A 15,124-nucleotide genomic window follows, 5' to 3' on the forward strand; every position below is an offset into this window, starting at 1 on the left:
CAAATATTGGCTATTTATGATGATCAAGCTGAAGGAATTAGCTTATATAGGATTTTCACTATCAATAAATAAATGCTCTAGCTCAAACTGAGAAGCAAGATGATTACCTAAAGCCTGAATTCCATAACGTTCAGTAGCATGATGGCCACAGGAATAATAATGAATACCTAATTCTTTTGCTTGATAATAAGTTCGTTCAGATATTTCCCCGCTGATATAAGCATCCACGCCTAAACGGAATGCATCTTCGATAAAATCCTGTGCTCCCCCACTACACCAAGCAATATGTGTGATCGCTTTTTCACTACCTGCAATGAACAATGGGGTTCGTCGTAACTTTTTTGTTAAATATTCAGTAAACTCTACTTGCTTCATTGTTTGAGCTAACTTTCCTGACCACATCAGATTATCAGTACCTCCTGCCCGGTGCGTATGAACAAAGTCCACTTCAAATAATTTGGCTAAACAGGCATTATTTCCCAGATCAGTATGGCAATCCAAAGGAAGATGATATGCGAATAGATTTAATTCATTACACAATAATTTATAAATTCGTTGACGCTTCATCCCTATAACCATTGGTGCTTCACCGCGCCAAAAGTAACCATGATGAACTAACAAAGCATCTGCACCCCATGCAATTGCCTCAGTGATCGCCTCATCAGAAGCGGTCACTGCAGTACAAATTCGGCGAATTTGCTCTTTACCTTCAACTTGCATTCCATTGGGAGCATAATCACTATATCGTTCACAGCTCAATAGTTGGTGCAGGTATAAGGATAATTCCTCTTTAGTAATCACCGGTCTGAAACTCTCTTGATGTCAGCGCCTAATAAAGATAATTTTTCTTCTATACGCTCGTAACCTCTATCTACATGATAGATACGCTCAACAGTAGTTTCACCATCAGCAACTAATCCAGCCAAAATCAAACTGGCTGAAGCACGTAAATCAGTTGCCATTACGGGTGCTCCGGTTAATCGTTCAACTCCATTAATTATTGCAGTATTTCCATTAAGTTGAATCTGCGCGCCCATGCGTTGTAATTCTTGTACGTGCATAAAACGATTTTCAAATATCGTTTCAACTATAGTAGAGGAACCCTCCGCAACTGAGTTCATTGCCATAAATTGAGCTTGCATGTCTGTTGCAAAAGCAGGATACGGTGCGGTAGAAATATTTACTGCTTGTGGACGTTGGTTATGCATGTTAAGACTTACCCAATCCTCACCTATGGTTAACTCTGCGCCAGCTTCTTCAAATTTACATAATTGCGATAATAACGTATCAGGACGAACTCGTTTTACAGTAACATGTCCTCGGGTCAGAGCTCCTGCAGCCAAATAAGTTCCTGCCTCAATCCGGTCAGACATTACTGAATAGGTGCCTCCAGAAAGAGACTCAACACCTTCAATTTCGATTATTGAGGTTCCTGCACCAGAAATTTTTGCACCCATTTGAATTAGAAAATTAGCTAAATCAACCACTTCAGGCTCACGAGCAGCATTTTTGATAATTGTTGTTCCTTCAGCCAGGGTTGCTGCCATAAGTATGTTTTCAGTACCTGTAACAGTGACTGTATCAAACATTAAACGTTTGCCTTGCAAGCGACCTCGTCGACAACGAGCATTGATATAACCATTTTTCACGGTAATATCAGCGCCCATAGTTTTCAATGCTTTTAAATGCAAATCGACAGGTCTTGTTCCAATAGCACAACCTCCGGGTAAAGACACATCTGCTTTACCAAATCGAGCAAGTAAAGGCCCCAACACTAAAATCGAAGCCCGCATGGTTTTAACCAAATCATAAGGAGCAACAAACTCATTCACTTGATTGGCATCAACTTGGACATTCATTTTTTCATCAACAATTAATTGAGCGCCTAATTGACCAAGCAACTCCATCATGGTAGTGATGTCTTTCAGATGAGGAACATTGGAAATGGTGACATGATCTCTTGCAAGTAAGCTTGCTGCCATAATAGGTAAAGCAGCATTTTTTGCTCCCGAAATAACTACTTCGCCATTTAGTGCCTTACCACCATTTATTAATAATTTATCCATGTTGCATCCCCCATTCTTCTTTTGTCCACGTCTTCATGCTAATCGCATGAAGCCTGCCGGTGGTAATCAATTCTTTCAATTGCGCATAAACCCACTGCTGTCTGGCGACCTTTGTTTTATTTAAAAAAACATCACTGACTATAGTTATCTGGTATTGATAACCATCCCCCTCCACTTTGATGTAAGAAACATCATCGATGGCTTTAAATTTTTGTTCGATTTCTTCATTACTTATCATTAAAATTAGCTCACAAATTGAAATAAATACAACTTTTGACAACAAAGCTATCTGAGATGAAACAAATGCATCATCCAATATTCTGTTATTCCAAATAAAAAAGAAAACCCGGGCTCTGGCTCACACCGTCACCCAGGCTACAATTTATAATCCTAAAAAAGTAACCGCTCTTTAAAAAGTAGGCATTCCTATTAGAACAATCAAATATTACACAGCCTCCAAAATGCCCTTCACACCGCAAAACTCTACTAAAGATTGAGTTTCGGTAGGCATACCTATAATTTCAAAAAACTTATTGTTTTTTTTACATAATTTTCTAGCTTCGATAAGCAATGCTAAACCAGCACTATCACAATGCTTTACATCACTTAGATCCAAACTAAATCGGTCACTTTTATCTTCCATCAAAGCCTGATAGAGCTTGGCTCGCACGACAACTACTGACTTAAATGTCAGATCAACACCAGGTTTAAAATTAGCACTACTCACAATTAGGAAGTCCTTTTAAGTTGTTTTTGATCCATTAACTTGATGACTTCGTCAATACTGGAATTTTGTAATGCGGCAGCAAACTGCGAACGGAAACTTTGCAACAGGCTAACCCCTTCAACACTAAGATCATAGATCTTCCACTGACCATTTTTAGCAACAAGACTATAAGACAATGGAATATTTTGACCTTCAGCACGAATAATAATACTGTTAACACGCAAAAATCGAGAGTTCAAAGAGCCTCTTAAAGGTAAAAATTGTATGCTTTCATTAGTGTATTGTGACAAAGGACTGGAATAAGTACGAATTACCAAGCGCGTAAACGCTTTAGAAAATTGCGCTCTTTGCGAATTCGTTGCCTTGGTCCAAGCTTGTCTTCCCAAAACAGAACGTGACATACCTGCGACATCAACAATAGGAAGCAAATTTGTTTCTACAGCGTGATAAATAATATTCGGATTGCTTTTCAAGTTGTCCTTATTTTCCTTTAGAGTAGCAATGATGTTGTTGGCAGTTTGCTCTAACATCGGAATAGGAGAATTTTGTGATGCATTCATTATCGGAGATAAAATCACACTGGCAACTAATAAAATTGTTTTTATTATTCTCATGTTCTGACCTTATTTTTTAATGTTAAATAGTAGTTGACCAATTAAATTTTCTAGAATAATTGCCTCTTGAGTCTTTCCAATCACGTCTCCATTTTGCAAATAAGGATGTTCTTTATCCCCTTCATCCTCAAAGCCTGGAACAATACTAATATAATTGGAACCAAGCAACCCTTCAGTCAAAATGCGTGCGGAAGCATCGTCATACGGTATTTTTTTATCACTTCGCAAACGCATAGTTACCTTTGCATTAAGCTCTCCTGGCTGTAACTCGATATGGGTTACTTCTCCAATCTTAACTCCTGCTACAGTAACAGGTGCCCGCACTTTTAAGCCACCAATATCGGTAAAATCAGCCGTTACATCATAACTGTCATGAGATCCAAAACTAGAAAAATTACTTACTTTCATTGTCATGACCAGCAAAGCCAATATACCAAGCAACATAAATAGGCCAACACTAAAATCTACGTAACGTTGCTTACTCATTTACCAATCTCCAATCATCATTGCGGTCAACAAAAAATCAAGTCCTAATACAGCAAGCGATGAATAAACTACTGTTTTAGTCGTCGCTTGACTAATACCTTCTGCAGTAGGCACACATTCAAAACCCTGGAATACAGAAATCCAGGTTACAACAAAAGCAAAAACCAAACTTTTAATGATACCACTGAGTACGTCGATTCGGAAATCCACAGCTGCTTGCATATTGGACCAGAAACTTCCTGCATCAACACCTAACCAGTGAACACCAATAAAATAACCACCAAAAATAGCAACAGCAGAAAAAATCAATGCCAAAAGAGGTAATGTAATAAAACCCGCTATAAAACGAGGATAAATAACTCTTCCTAAAGGATCAACTCCCATCATATCCATACTTGATAATTGTTCTGTTGCTTTCATCAAACCAATTTCGGCAGTTAAAGCTGAACCTGCACGTCCAGCAAACAACAAAGCACTAATTACTGGTCCAAGTTCTCTTGAGATACTTAAGGCTAATAACTGACCCAACTGGCTTGAAGCGCCAAATTTTTGCAACGTATTATAACCCTGAAGCCCCACAACCATTCCAATAAATAAAGCAGAAACAACAATAATCAAGCACGACAAAACACCAACAAAATGGATTTGATAACGCAACAAAGGCCAAAGTTTTGAAATACCCGGGCGTCTGAACAACATAAAAAACAGAAATAAGCCTGAGTTTCCCAAATTTTGTAAAACCCGTGAACTACGATTACCCATACGTGTGATGAACTCAAGCATCTAATAGCTCCTCTATATACGCTCTGGCAGGATAATGAAAAGGAACAACCCCATCCGCTTCTCCATGCATAAATTGTCTGATCTGAGGCTCAGATGATTGAATGAGTTCATTCGGAGTTCCTTGGCCTATGATTTTTCCACCAGAGATTAGATAAATATAATCTGCTATAGAACAAGTTTCTTCAACGTCGTGGGAGACAATAATTGTGGTTGTATGCAACAACTCATTCAACCTTTTGATCAAACGAACCAAAACACCTAAAGAAATAGGGTCTTGTCCGGTAAATGGTTCATCATACATCATAAGTTCAGGATCCAAAGCTATGGTGCGTGCTAAAGCAACTCGTCTGGCCATACCACCTGACAATTGAGCAGGCATCAAAGTAGCGGCCCCTCGCAACCCTACGGCTTCTAGCTTCATCAATACGATGTCACGCAACATGGACTCATTTAATTGAGTATGCTCCCGTAAAGGAAAAGCCACATTATCAAACACTGATAGATGGGTAAATAAAGCAGAACTCTGAAAAAGCAAGCCCATGTTTCGCCTAGCCTCATACAAAGCCTTGCGAGATAATTGATGTATGTCTTGACCATTGACTTGAATACAGCCACTGTCAGGTCTTAGCTGAGCACCAATTAACTGCAATAAAGTAGTTTTTCCAGAACCACTTGGCCCCATAATTGCGGTAATTTTGCCACGCTGAACCAGCATATCAATACCATTGAATATGCAACGGCTCTCGCGAGTGAAGATTAAATTTTTTATTTCAACCCAATTTTCAGGCATGCTCTGTTTTCCGGTTATAGCCAAAAGTAGAAGTATACCCAAGATACTCTCCAAAATGCTAGGTTTTTAGGGGGCTTGATTTTTTCGCTCAGGATACTTTTTAAGGATGAATAATAGCCAAGTTTTTTGCGAATATTTAAAAAGCATCCTGAGCAAAAAAAGCAACAAACTAAAATTAACATTTTGGAGTATCCTGATAATTTATACTGGACCGTAAAAAAATTGAGCGATTTAATCCTATTTATTCAAATGTTTTTTTGTTAGAATGGAAAATAAGTAAAAAACATCAAATAGCCTATGAATTTTTGTACACTTGGACTTGCTGTTATTGAAACTGAAGCACAAGCTGTCTTTGAATTAACCCAGCGAATTGATAGCCGGTTTGAAAAAGCCTGTGAACTATTGCTCTCCTGTAACGGGCGGATCGTAGTTACTGGTATGGGAAAATCCGGTCATATAGCGAATAAAATCGCGGCAACTCTATCAAGTACAGGAAGCCCTTCGTTTTTTATGCACCCGGGCGAAGCAAGTCACGGGGATCTGGGAATGATTACCCGCCAAGATATCGTAATTGCCATTTCTCACTCAGGTAATACATTAGAGTTAGTCACATTACTTCCTTTGCTAAAAAGACTGGAAGTTCCTTTGATTACCCTAACTGGAAATTCTGAGTCGACTTTAGCAAAAGCAGCCGATGTTAACTTGGATGTTAGTATCAAGCAAGAAGCCTGCCCTCTTGGCCTTGCCCCAACAACCAGTACTACCGTAGCCTTAGTTATGGGCGATGCACTAGCAATTGCACTTTTGCAAGCGCGAGGTTTTAATGAGGAAGACTTTGCTTTATCACATCCTGGAGGCTCTTTAGGCAAACGACTTTTGCTGCGTATTGACGAACTCTGTCACCAAGGAGCACAGCTACCGCTTATTCATGAAAATGCAACAGTCAGTGAAGCGCTAATTGAAGTAACTGATAAAAAATTGGGTATGACTTGCGTCATTAATAACAAAGGGCATCTTGTTGGGGTCTATACAGATGGTGACATTCGACGCACTCTAACACGCCAATATGATATTAATACGACGCCAATAAAAGAAGTCATGACTCGCGATGCCCGTACGATTCCCATGGGAATGCTTGCGGCTGAAGCTTTGACTATTATGCAAAAACACAGTATCACTTCATTAATCGTCGTTGAGGAAGATAAACGGCCTATAGCTGTTCTTCATCTTCATGATTTATTAAAAGCGGGTGTTTTCTAAATGAATAAATTAATTGAGCGAGCCAAGAACATTAAATGCCTCATCTGTGACTTAGATGGCGTTCTTACTGATGGTCTCTTATATATCGATAACCACTTTAATGAACTGAAAACATTCCATATTCATGACGGAGTGGGTTTAAAATTACTTATGACTGCAGGAATTGAGGTCGCCGTTATTACTGGTTCGCGTAATGCAGTAGTAGATCATAGAATGCAACAATTAGGTATTATTCATTACTATAAAGATCAATTAGATAAGCAAGAGACTTACAAGCAACTTAAAAGTAAACTAAATCTCCAGGATGAACACTTTGCTTATATTGGTGATGATGTGCCGGATGCTCCAATTATGCGGCAAGTTGGTCTTAGTGTTGCCGTTGCCAATGCTGTACATCAAATTAAAGAAATTGCCATGTGGCAGACAACACTGTCTGGAGGCCGTGGAGCGGTACGTGAGTTATGTGACCTTATTCTTAATGCACAGAATAAGATGGATTCAGCTATAGCAGGTTATCTAAAATAATGAATGCGACAAAACAATTCGTATGGCTGTTTTTTACTTTGATTATCCTGGCGTGTTCAGGATGGTATTACAGCCACTCTGCAATAAGAATTCGCTTGGATAGTGAAACCCTGGCTAATTCAGTAGACATTACTATTTCTAACGTTACAGTACGTCAGTATAATCAACAAGGGACACTTGCCAATGTGCTTACCTCTCCATTCATGCAGCATATTCAAAAAGGTAATGTCTATTTATTACAAAATCCACATATTATTGTAAGCCAAGAAGAACAGCCTCCCTGGGATATCAGCTCACTCAAGGCCAAATCATTTGAAGGTGGTAAACAAATCACGTTTACTGGCAATGTTGTTGTGCGTCAAAAAAAAGGAACGCAAGAAAGTACTTTAAAAACAGAAGAAGTAATCTACTTCCCTAAAGAAAAGAGGGCAAGTTCTGATTTGCTCGTAACATACGAACAACCAGGTAACGTTGTTCAGTCTACCGGAATGAATGCTTACCTCGATGAAAAAAGAGTAGAGTTATTGCACCAAGCAAGAGGAAGTTATGTTCCAGCGAATGGTTAACTACAGTTTGCTTCTTTTTTTCTTGTTCACTTCTTCTGCATTTGCCCTAGCAGAAGATAAAGAAAAAGTAATGCATGTAATGGCAGACTCAGCTGATTTAAGCCAACAAGAGCATAAAGGAATCTATATTGGCAATGTTGAATTGGTGCAAGGAACAACAAATCTACAAGCCTCTAAAGCGGTGACTATAGGAAATGAAAAAAATCAACTAGTTGTTGCCATAGCCAATGGAACTAAAGAAAAACAGGCGCACTATTGGACAATAACGGATCCTAAAAAACCTCCCGTACATGCTTATGCAGATATCATTCGATATTATCCATTACGCCATTTAATTGAGTTAATAGGGAATGCTCGAGTAGAACAAGGAAAAAACTCTTTTTCTGCTGCAAAAATAAGTTATGATACTGAGAAACAACATGTTCTGTCTCACGGTAATGACAGCCAAAGAATTGTTATTATTTATCACCCAGAAAAGAAACCATCATGAGTATACTGGAAGCGCGAAATCTAAAAAAATCATTTAAATCGCGAACCGTGGTTAACGGCATCAGTATCCATATAAAAAATGGCGAGTGCGTTGGTTTGTTAGGCCCTAATGGAGCGGGTAAAACAACGTGTTTTTATATGATAGTTGGTTTGCAATCCTGCGATGAAGGTCAAATTCTTCTATCTAACCAAGATATAACACTAAGTGCCATGCATCAAAGAGCGCGTCTGGGAATTAGCTACCTTCCCCAAGAGGCTTCTGTCTTTCGTAAACTGACTGTTGCAGAAAACATCATGGCTATTTTGGAGCTTAGACCTGATTTAAACGAGCAGGCTCGAGAAGAAAAGCTAGATCTTCTGCTTCAAGAGTTTCATATTACACATCTGCATAAAAGTCTTGGTATGTCCTTATCTGGAGGAGAAAGACGACGTGTTGAAATTGCGAGAGCCTTAGCTATTGAGCCTTCCTTCATTCTTCTTGATGAACCTTTTGCTGGAGTCGACCCTATTTCGGTTATTGATATCAAAAAAATCATTCAACATTTATGTAATAAAGGTATTGGCGTTTTAATCACGGATCATAATGTCAGAGAAACCCTGGATATTTGTGAGCGAGCTTATATCGTCAGCCAAGGAAAAATATTGTGTGAAGGAACCCCTGAGATTATACTGGCCAACCAACAAGTTAGGGCCGTTTATTTAGGCGAGGATTTCACCTTATAAATAAGTACCCTGAGTACAGCGCAGCGGAGCCCAGGAATGTATATTCGGTAAACCCAGGGTTACGTTTTGCACCCAAGCGACGTCACCAACCAATATTTTGATTTAACATGCTGCTCATTATTGATAATTATGATTCATTCACCTACAACCTAGTGCAATATTTCCAATGCCTCAATCAAGAAGTATTAGTTTATACCCATGATCAAATCAGTATAAGCCAGATAAAAAAACTAGGTCCTCAATACTTGGTCATCTCACCAGGCCCAAAAGCTCCAAATGATGCAGGTATTTCCATGGAAGCAATACATACTTTTTATTCTACTATTCCTATTTTAGGTATTTGTCTTGGACATCAAAGCATTGCTCAAGTTTTTGGCGGTCGAATAATACCCGCCTCAGAAATAATGCATGGAAGAACATCAACTATAGAACATAATCAACAAAGAATTTTTAAAAGCATCCCGAATCATTTCAAAGCAACTCGTTATCATTCTTTGATGGTTGAAAAACAAAGCCTTCCAGAGTGCTTCGCAATTGACGCATGGACAAATGATACAATTATGGCAATATCACATCGTCAATATCCTGTTTTTGGTCTACAATTCCACCCAGAGGCAATATTAAGCCAATATGGACTGCAATTATTAGAGAATTTCTTAAAATATGAAACCCAATGTTCTGTTTGAGCACTTAATCGCGAAAAAAAATTTAAAACCTGAACAAATGCAAGCCGTGATTCACGCGTGTATGTCAGGCCAATATAATGATATACAAATCGCGACTTTTTTAGCACTCATGCGCATGAAAGGTGAAACTACTGAAGAGTTAATTGCTGCAGCAGAAGTTATGCAGAAATTAGCCCATCCAATCGATTTAGGATCCAACTTAATTGATATCGTTGGGACAGGCGGAGATGGCAAAAATACATTTAACGTTTCTACAGCATGTAGTTTTGTGGTAGCAGCAGCAGGATTCCAAGTTGCAAAACACGGTAATCGCTCTGTTTCTAGTCGTAGTGGAAGTGCTGATTTATTAGAACAAGCAGGTTTTATATTAAGCCTTTCCGATCAGCATATACAGACCTGTATCGAACAATGTGGCCTGGCATTTTTATTTGCGCCTCACTACCACCCTGCCATGCAACATGCACGTGCAGCACGACAACAACTAGGCATTAGAACCTTGTTCAACTTACTTGGCCCTTTAATCAATCCTGCTCGAGTAAAAAAGCAAGTAGTTGGTGTATTTTCAAAAGATTGGCAAAAACCTTTAGCTTCTGTTCTTGCTCACTTGGGAAGTGAACGAGCTTTAGTAGTATGTTCTCAAGATGGATTAGATGAAATCAGTATTGCCGCACCTACAGATGTTATTGAGTATCGAGAAGGATCCTTCGATCATTGGATAATTAATCCAGAAGACTATGGGATCAAACATCACTCTTTAGAAGAAGTTATTGTTGATTCCCCCACTCAAAGTTTAGAAATGATTCAGGCGGTGTTCTCCGGAGAACAAGGAGCCGCTCGTGATATGGTCTTATTAAATTCTGCCGCAGCAATTTACTGCGCTCATGAAAGTATTTCGTTTATTCGTGCATTGGAGCAAGCTAAAATCGTTATAGACAGTGGAAAAGCCAGCCAATGTTTTACTCAACTTAGTCAACTAACTCAAACTTTAAATAAAGAATCGCATCATGAATAGTGTGTTACAGCGTATAGCCCAACGTAAACAGGAAGAGGTCGCTCTTGCCAAGAAAAATAAGCCATTAAGCGTATTGGCAGAACAGCCCCTCATGGAGCGACGTGATTTCATTGCTGCTCTGAACAGTGAACAAAATCCGGCAATTATTGCGGAAATTAAGCGTGCATCGCCAAGCAAAGGATTAATCAGAGAGGATTTTAATGTAGAAGAAATTGCAACAATCTATGCACAACATGGTGCACGTTGCCTTTCTGTGCTTACTGACATTGATTTTTTTCAAGGTCATCCTGATTATTTGGCTCTGGCAAAAACGCATTGCAACCTACCTGTATTACGAAAGGATTTTATTCTTGATCCATATCAAATTTATGAAAGCCTGGCATTAGGTGCAGACTGTATCTTACTTATTGTTGCATTACTTGATGATGTTCAGTTAACGGATTTCTATCAATTAGCGCACGAACTGGAATTGGCAGTACTTGTAGAAAGCCATAGTCACGAGGAACTGGAGCGCGCTTTACGCTTACCTACCCCCTTAATAGGTATTAATAATCGTAGTCTTCATACTTTTAAGACAGACATCCAACTCAGTATCCAATTAAAACAATATATTCCTCAAGATAAAATTACTATCACTGAAAGTGGTATTAACACACGTACAGATATAAATTTGATGCAATCTCATGGCATTAATACCTTTCTTATTGGAGAAAGTTTAATGAGGGCCAAAGATATAGGGAAAGCTCTGGAGCAGCTTATAAATAGAAATTAATCTTGGGATAAGTATCCCCCTGTACCCTGGGTGCTACGAAGCAAAACCCGGGAAATCTGGATGCTTAGGGTTATGGCTTATACCTTAATCCGAATTATAAAGCATCCACCATTTTTGTTAACGCCTGTTAAACAACTACTCCCAATTTGGCTCAGATGGTTGTGATGGTTCAGGCTCAGGATATCCAGGCTCATCCGGCTCATAAGGCTCTGGTTCAATTGGATATTCTTCAGGATCCTCAGGATACTCATAAGGCTCTGGTATTTCATTGTCGTTTTTCAAGATAACACCCTTATGTTTGTATGATTTATAAAAATTATAGCAAAAGGAAAAAAAATGAAAGTAGCTGTAATCACCGGTGCTGCAAATGGAATTGGCTTAGCATTAAGCCAAGTCAATTTACAACAAGGCAATACTGTAGTTATGGTAGATAAAGATGACATTAAACTCAAACAAGAAACCGAACGATTATTGTCCCTCTTCCCGGAGAAAATTTTGGCAATTGCCTGTGATGTAACCCAAGCTGATGACGTCGTACAATTGGCACAACAGGTTGAGAATAAGTTAGGACGGATTGATTGGATCTACAATAATGCAGGAATTATAGGCTCATTAGCGCCTATCTGGGATTTGCCTTCAGAACATATCCAACGCGTAATGGATGTGAACTTATATGGAATGATTCATATGATCCAGGCTTTTATTCCGTTTTTATTTCAACAAGCTTTTCATTCACATATTATCAATATAGCGAGCTTATATGCATTATGTACAGGTTCGCAAACCACTTCTTATTCCATGTCAAAACATGCTGTACTTGCATTGTCTGAATCATTATATTTTGATTTGGTGCGTATGAAAAAACCAGTAGATGTCTCAGTTGTTTTTCCTTCCTTTACAGACACATCCCTGTTGTCACATACAGCCAGTGCAAATTCTTCTTTTCATGAAGCATTAAAGTCACTTTTATCACATTCACGCCCCGCTATAGATATTGCAGAACATATTGTTCATGAAGTAGACCAGAAGAAATTTTATATTTTTCCGGATAAAGAAGTAAAAGGATATTGTGAAGAACGAACTAATGCCATGATTCTCCAGGAAAACCCACATGTAACCAATATTGAGAAATTAATGGGTGCACTAATTAAACGGCAGGAATCCAGGAATTAATCGCTCACTCCCAATACATCTCACAAACACAGTAATAAACCAACTTGATGGATAGATTCCCGCCCTCGCGGGAATGACACTACATACAAACAACTTGCATATTAATGAGTCAATAAATGGTAAGAAGTGACGATACATCAGGCTCAGGTTTGACGTGAGTTGTTCTGGGCTGACGTATCCTAATGAATATTGGAGATAACATATCTTGGTGAACGTTCAATGGTATCAACCTGGATATGCGAAATCTTGGGTATTCGGGCACAGAGTTCCCGGGTTGGGGCTTTGCCTTCACCCAGGCTACAATTTTGCAATTAAGCTTCCAGCATATCCAATAATTCGCGGCGAAACTTATGATAATCCACTTCTACAGCATGTCTTATATGGGATTTAAATCGATAATGAGGTTTATTCATTTCTTGAAGTGTTTTTTCATGCAATTTATCAGGTCGCTTCAAAGTTCCCATAATAATGCGTGCCGCGATTTTTGACTGATAATCAGCTAGAGGCCAAATACATCCTTGAGGCTGACACAAACCAATAAAATAGAGATTATCAAAGTCCGGATGCATCATTTTACGATACAGTGGAATCTTAGTTGAATTACTAAAGTCAGCAATTTCTTTATCGAGGAAAGGAAAACTTATTTTATAACCTGTGGCGAAAATCACTGTATCAAACTCTTCAGAATTACCATTTGTAAAATGAACTCGATTTCCTTCGAAATGAGTAATTCCTGGGCGAGGGAAAACTTCTCCATGACGAATAAAATAGAGCAACTCTGTATTAATTGTTGGATGGATTTCTAGAGGACCGCAATCTGGTTTCATTAATTTATATTTAGCATATCGCCCCTGCAAGATACGCGCAAAAAAACTTAAAGTCTTCTGTCTTAGCCAGGAAGGCATCCATCTCATTTTTGCTACAGCATCATCTGTTGGTTTGCCAAATACAAATTTAGGGAAAATGTGATAGCCTCTACGCATACTGATACACATTTTCGAAGAAACGCGTGCTACTTCTACAGCAATATCACAAGCAGAATTACCGCCACCAACGACCAAAACACGTTGATCTTTAAAAACAGAGGCTTTCTTATATTGATGTGAGTGAAGCAGCTGTCCAGAAAATTCACCTGGATATTCTGGCATTAACGGATCCCAATGATGGCCATTAGCGACCAATAGATAATCAAAAAACTCTTCATGAGTACCTTGATCATTTTCAAAAATGACTTTCCATTGACCCAGATCCGTATGTTCTACTTTCAAAACATTCGTGTTAAAACGAATGTATTTAGTTAAATCAAAATGGTTTGCGTAGCTTTTAAAATAATCTAAAACCAAAGTATGTGATGGATAATCAGGATAATGCGCCGGCATAGGAAAATCTTCGAATTCCGACCAACGCTTTGAACTAATGATATGAGTCGTTTCATAAACACTGGAATGATCATTCCTCTCGTCATATACCCAGTTACCGCCGATTTGATTGTTTTTTTCAAATACAGTGATATCGGTTACACCCTCTTCTTGCAAATTTTTAATTGCAGCAAGACCGCTCGGACCTGCTCCAATGATGCAGACACGAGGACAACTCTCTTTACCCTTTTGCTTGATTTGCATTACTCAACACCTTTTTTACTTCTTCCATTATCATTGCTTGTACAACGGGATCTTTATCAATAGTAAAATGATTCACTTCGATGCCTTTTAACGTAGTCACGTTAATGTTGTCAATACGTGTTTGCTCTGGATTCACTGCTCTAAGCTTTAAACCACTAAACATAGGTACATATCCAGGCTTGAAAAAATTCATCGCATGTTTCACATTAGGAGGCACAATAGTTTGAGATACAGCATCCACAGTGATCAACAAATCCACAGGAATACCCATTTTATCCAGATTACGAGCAACCTTAATTTGTTCATTAGCCCCTAAAGAATGTCCCACTAAAATAATAGGCCTATGCATTTGATGTTTTTGATAGTAAGTGGCTATTGAGCGAGTAACATTACCTGCGTTGTACCACATATCACTGGGTGCTGGGACATTGCACTCTTCAGTAACAGTATCGCTTAGTGTTCTCATCCCGGTGCTAAAAAGCCCAAGTCCACCCAGCATGGTATGTACCTCACCATGATAAGGTTGGGATTTACTCACTTTCACCGTCTTTGTAGTTGTTTTCGCTTTTTTCTGAGTTTGTGTTTTAAGAATCACGGATTGAGCGCTCTTCGGTATTGGTCTCTTCTCAGAGGCCCTACCTCCTGATAAGTCGACACAACCAACCATACTCATGGTTACAAGCAAAAACAAAAATGAGCTGAAAAATCTTAATTTTCTATTTTGGAATGAGTTCATTTTATTTTTATTCTTAATTTTTAAAGCAAGGATCATAGCTTATTCTTAGAAGGTTTGCCAAGATAGGTTGAAATGAAGTTAAATTCTTTCATTA

20 protein-coding genes are annotated in these 15,124 nt (G+C 38.7%); 9 read left to right on the forward strand and 11 right to left on the reverse strand.

The window, feature by feature from the left end:
* Window positions 1–42: 42 nt before the first annotated feature.
* From ELY20_RS09585 to ELY20_RS09620, 8 genes are all read right to left on the reverse strand, one after another.
* Window positions 43–801 (reverse strand): Nif3-like dinuclear metal center hexameric protein, encoded by a 759-nt coding sequence (locus tag ELY20_RS09585; RefSeq protein ID WP_110143464.1) that lies wholly within the window; start codon window positions 799–801, stop codon window positions 43–45.
* Entirely contained in the window at window positions 798–2,066 is a 1,269-nt protein-coding gene (gene murA, locus ELY20_RS09590; RefSeq protein WP_110143465.1) for a UDP-N-acetylglucosamine 1-carboxyvinyltransferase, read from the reverse strand. The genes ELY20_RS09585 and murA overlap by 4 nt, the downstream gene beginning before the upstream one ends.
* The gene (locus ELY20_RS09595) at window positions 2,059–2,304 is read right to left on the reverse strand and encodes a BolA family protein (RefSeq protein ID WP_110143503.1); all 246 of its coding nucleotides are present in this window, start codon (window positions 2,302–2,304) and stop codon (window positions 2,059–2,061) included. Before ELY20_RS09595 ends, murA begins: the two co-directional genes overlap by 8 nt.
* Window positions 2,305–2,511: 207 nt before the next feature.
* Window positions 2,512–2,793, reverse strand: coding sequence for an STAS domain-containing protein (locus tag ELY20_RS09600; protein ID WP_110143466.1), 282 nt, complete (start codon window positions 2,791–2,793; stop codon window positions 2,512–2,514).
* A 2-nt stretch (window positions 2,794–2,795) separates the two neighbouring features.
* Window positions 2,796–3,407 (reverse strand): MlaC/ttg2D family ABC transporter substrate-binding protein, encoded by a 612-nt coding sequence (locus ELY20_RS09605; RefSeq protein ID WP_110143467.1) that lies wholly within the window; start codon window positions 3,405–3,407, stop codon window positions 2,796–2,798.
* Between the two features lie 9 nt (window positions 3,408–3,416).
* Window positions 3,417–3,893 (reverse strand): outer membrane lipid asymmetry maintenance protein MlaD, encoded by a 477-nt coding sequence (gene mlaD, locus ELY20_RS09610; RefSeq protein ID WP_110143468.1) that lies wholly within the window; start codon window positions 3,891–3,893, stop codon window positions 3,417–3,419.
* A complete protein-coding gene (gene mlaE / locus ELY20_RS09615) occupies window positions 3,894–4,676 on the reverse strand; it encodes a lipid asymmetry maintenance ABC transporter permease subunit MlaE (RefSeq protein WP_110143469.1) in 783 nt (260 codons plus the stop codon).
* On the reverse strand, window positions 4,669–5,466 hold the full coding sequence (locus ELY20_RS09620; RefSeq protein WP_110143470.1) for an ATP-binding cassette domain-containing protein: 798 nt from the start codon (window positions 5,464–5,466) through the stop codon (window positions 4,669–4,671). Before ELY20_RS09620 ends, mlaE begins: the two co-directional genes overlap by 8 nt.
* A 297-nt stretch (window positions 5,467–5,763) precedes the next feature.
* Here ELY20_RS09620 and ELY20_RS09625 point away from each other — a divergent pair, with 297 nt between their 5' ends.
* From ELY20_RS09625 to trpC, 8 genes are all read left to right on the forward strand, one after another.
* Window positions 5,764–6,726, forward strand: coding sequence for a KpsF/GutQ family sugar-phosphate isomerase (locus ELY20_RS09625; protein ID WP_110143471.1), 963 nt, complete (start codon window positions 5,764–5,766; stop codon window positions 6,724–6,726).
* On the forward strand, window positions 6,727–7,251 hold the full coding sequence (gene kdsC / locus ELY20_RS09630) for a 3-deoxy-manno-octulosonate-8-phosphatase KdsC (protein WP_110143472.1): 525 nt from the start codon (window positions 6,727–6,729) through the stop codon (window positions 7,249–7,251).
* A complete protein-coding gene (lptC, locus tag ELY20_RS09635) occupies window positions 7,251–7,817 on the forward strand; it encodes an LPS export ABC transporter periplasmic protein LptC (RefSeq protein ID WP_110143473.1) in 567 nt (188 codons plus the stop codon). The genes kdsC and lptC overlap by 1 nt, the downstream gene beginning before the upstream one ends.
* Window positions 7,798–8,307: a lipopolysaccharide transport periplasmic protein LptA gene (lptA, locus tag ELY20_RS09640; protein WP_110143474.1), complete on the forward strand. Its 510-nt coding sequence runs from the start codon at window positions 7,798–7,800 to the stop codon at window positions 8,305–8,307. Before lptC ends, lptA begins: the two co-directional genes overlap by 20 nt.
* Window positions 8,304–9,029 carry an LPS export ABC transporter ATP-binding protein gene (gene lptB / locus ELY20_RS09645; protein ID WP_110143475.1) on the forward strand — a complete coding sequence of 242 codons (726 nt, stop codon included), beginning with the start codon at window positions 8,304–8,306 and terminating at the stop codon, window positions 9,027–9,029. The genes lptA and lptB overlap by 4 nt, the downstream gene beginning before the upstream one ends.
* 107 nt (window positions 9,030–9,136) lie before the next feature.
* Window positions 9,137–9,715, forward strand: a complete 579-nt coding sequence (locus tag ELY20_RS09650; protein ID WP_110143476.1) for an anthranilate synthase component II — start codon at window positions 9,137–9,139, stop codon at window positions 9,713–9,715.
* Window positions 9,693–10,727, forward strand: coding sequence for an anthranilate phosphoribosyltransferase (trpD, locus tag ELY20_RS09655; protein ID WP_110143477.1), 1,035 nt, complete (start codon window positions 9,693–9,695; stop codon window positions 10,725–10,727). Before ELY20_RS09650 ends, trpD begins: the two co-directional genes overlap by 23 nt.
* On the forward strand, window positions 10,720–11,499 hold the full coding sequence (trpC, locus tag ELY20_RS09660) for an indole-3-glycerol phosphate synthase TrpC (RefSeq protein ID WP_110143478.1): 780 nt from the start codon (window positions 10,720–10,722) through the stop codon (window positions 11,497–11,499). The genes trpD and trpC overlap by 8 nt, the downstream gene beginning before the upstream one ends.
* 135 nt (window positions 11,500–11,634) lie before the next feature.
* Here the strand turns inward: trpC and ELY20_RS16905 are convergent, their stop codons facing one another.
* A complete protein-coding gene (locus ELY20_RS16905) occupies window positions 11,635–11,781 on the reverse strand; it encodes a hypothetical protein (RefSeq protein ID WP_165831628.1) in 147 nt (48 codons plus the stop codon).
* Between the two features lie 54 nt (window positions 11,782–11,835).
* Here ELY20_RS16905 and ELY20_RS09665 point away from each other — a divergent pair, with 54 nt between their 5' ends.
* On the forward strand, window positions 11,836–12,672 hold the full coding sequence (locus tag ELY20_RS09665) for an SDR family NAD(P)-dependent oxidoreductase (RefSeq protein ID WP_110143479.1): 837 nt from the start codon (window positions 11,836–11,838) through the stop codon (window positions 12,670–12,672).
* A 311-nt stretch (window positions 12,673–12,983) separates the two neighbouring features.
* On the opposite strand, the gene ELY20_RS09670 is transcribed toward ELY20_RS09665, so the two are convergent.
* Together ELY20_RS09670 and ELY20_RS09675 are read right to left on the reverse strand one after the other, a co-directional pair.
* Window positions 12,984–14,294 carry a flavin-containing monooxygenase gene (locus ELY20_RS09670; RefSeq protein WP_110143480.1) on the reverse strand — a complete coding sequence of 437 codons (1,311 nt, stop codon included), beginning with the start codon at window positions 14,292–14,294 and terminating at the stop codon, window positions 12,984–12,986.
* Window positions 14,272–15,030: a thioesterase domain-containing protein gene (locus tag ELY20_RS09675; protein WP_110143504.1), complete on the reverse strand. Its 759-nt coding sequence runs from the start codon at window positions 15,028–15,030 to the stop codon at window positions 14,272–14,274. Before ELY20_RS09675 ends, ELY20_RS09670 begins: the two co-directional genes overlap by 23 nt.
* Window positions 15,031–15,124 lie beyond the last annotated feature (94 nt).

Origin of the sequence: Legionella qingyii (genome assembly GCF_003990155.1) — a bacterium.
Taxonomy (GTDB): domain Bacteria; phylum Pseudomonadota; class Gammaproteobacteria; order Legionellales; family Legionellaceae; genus Legionella; species Legionella qingyii.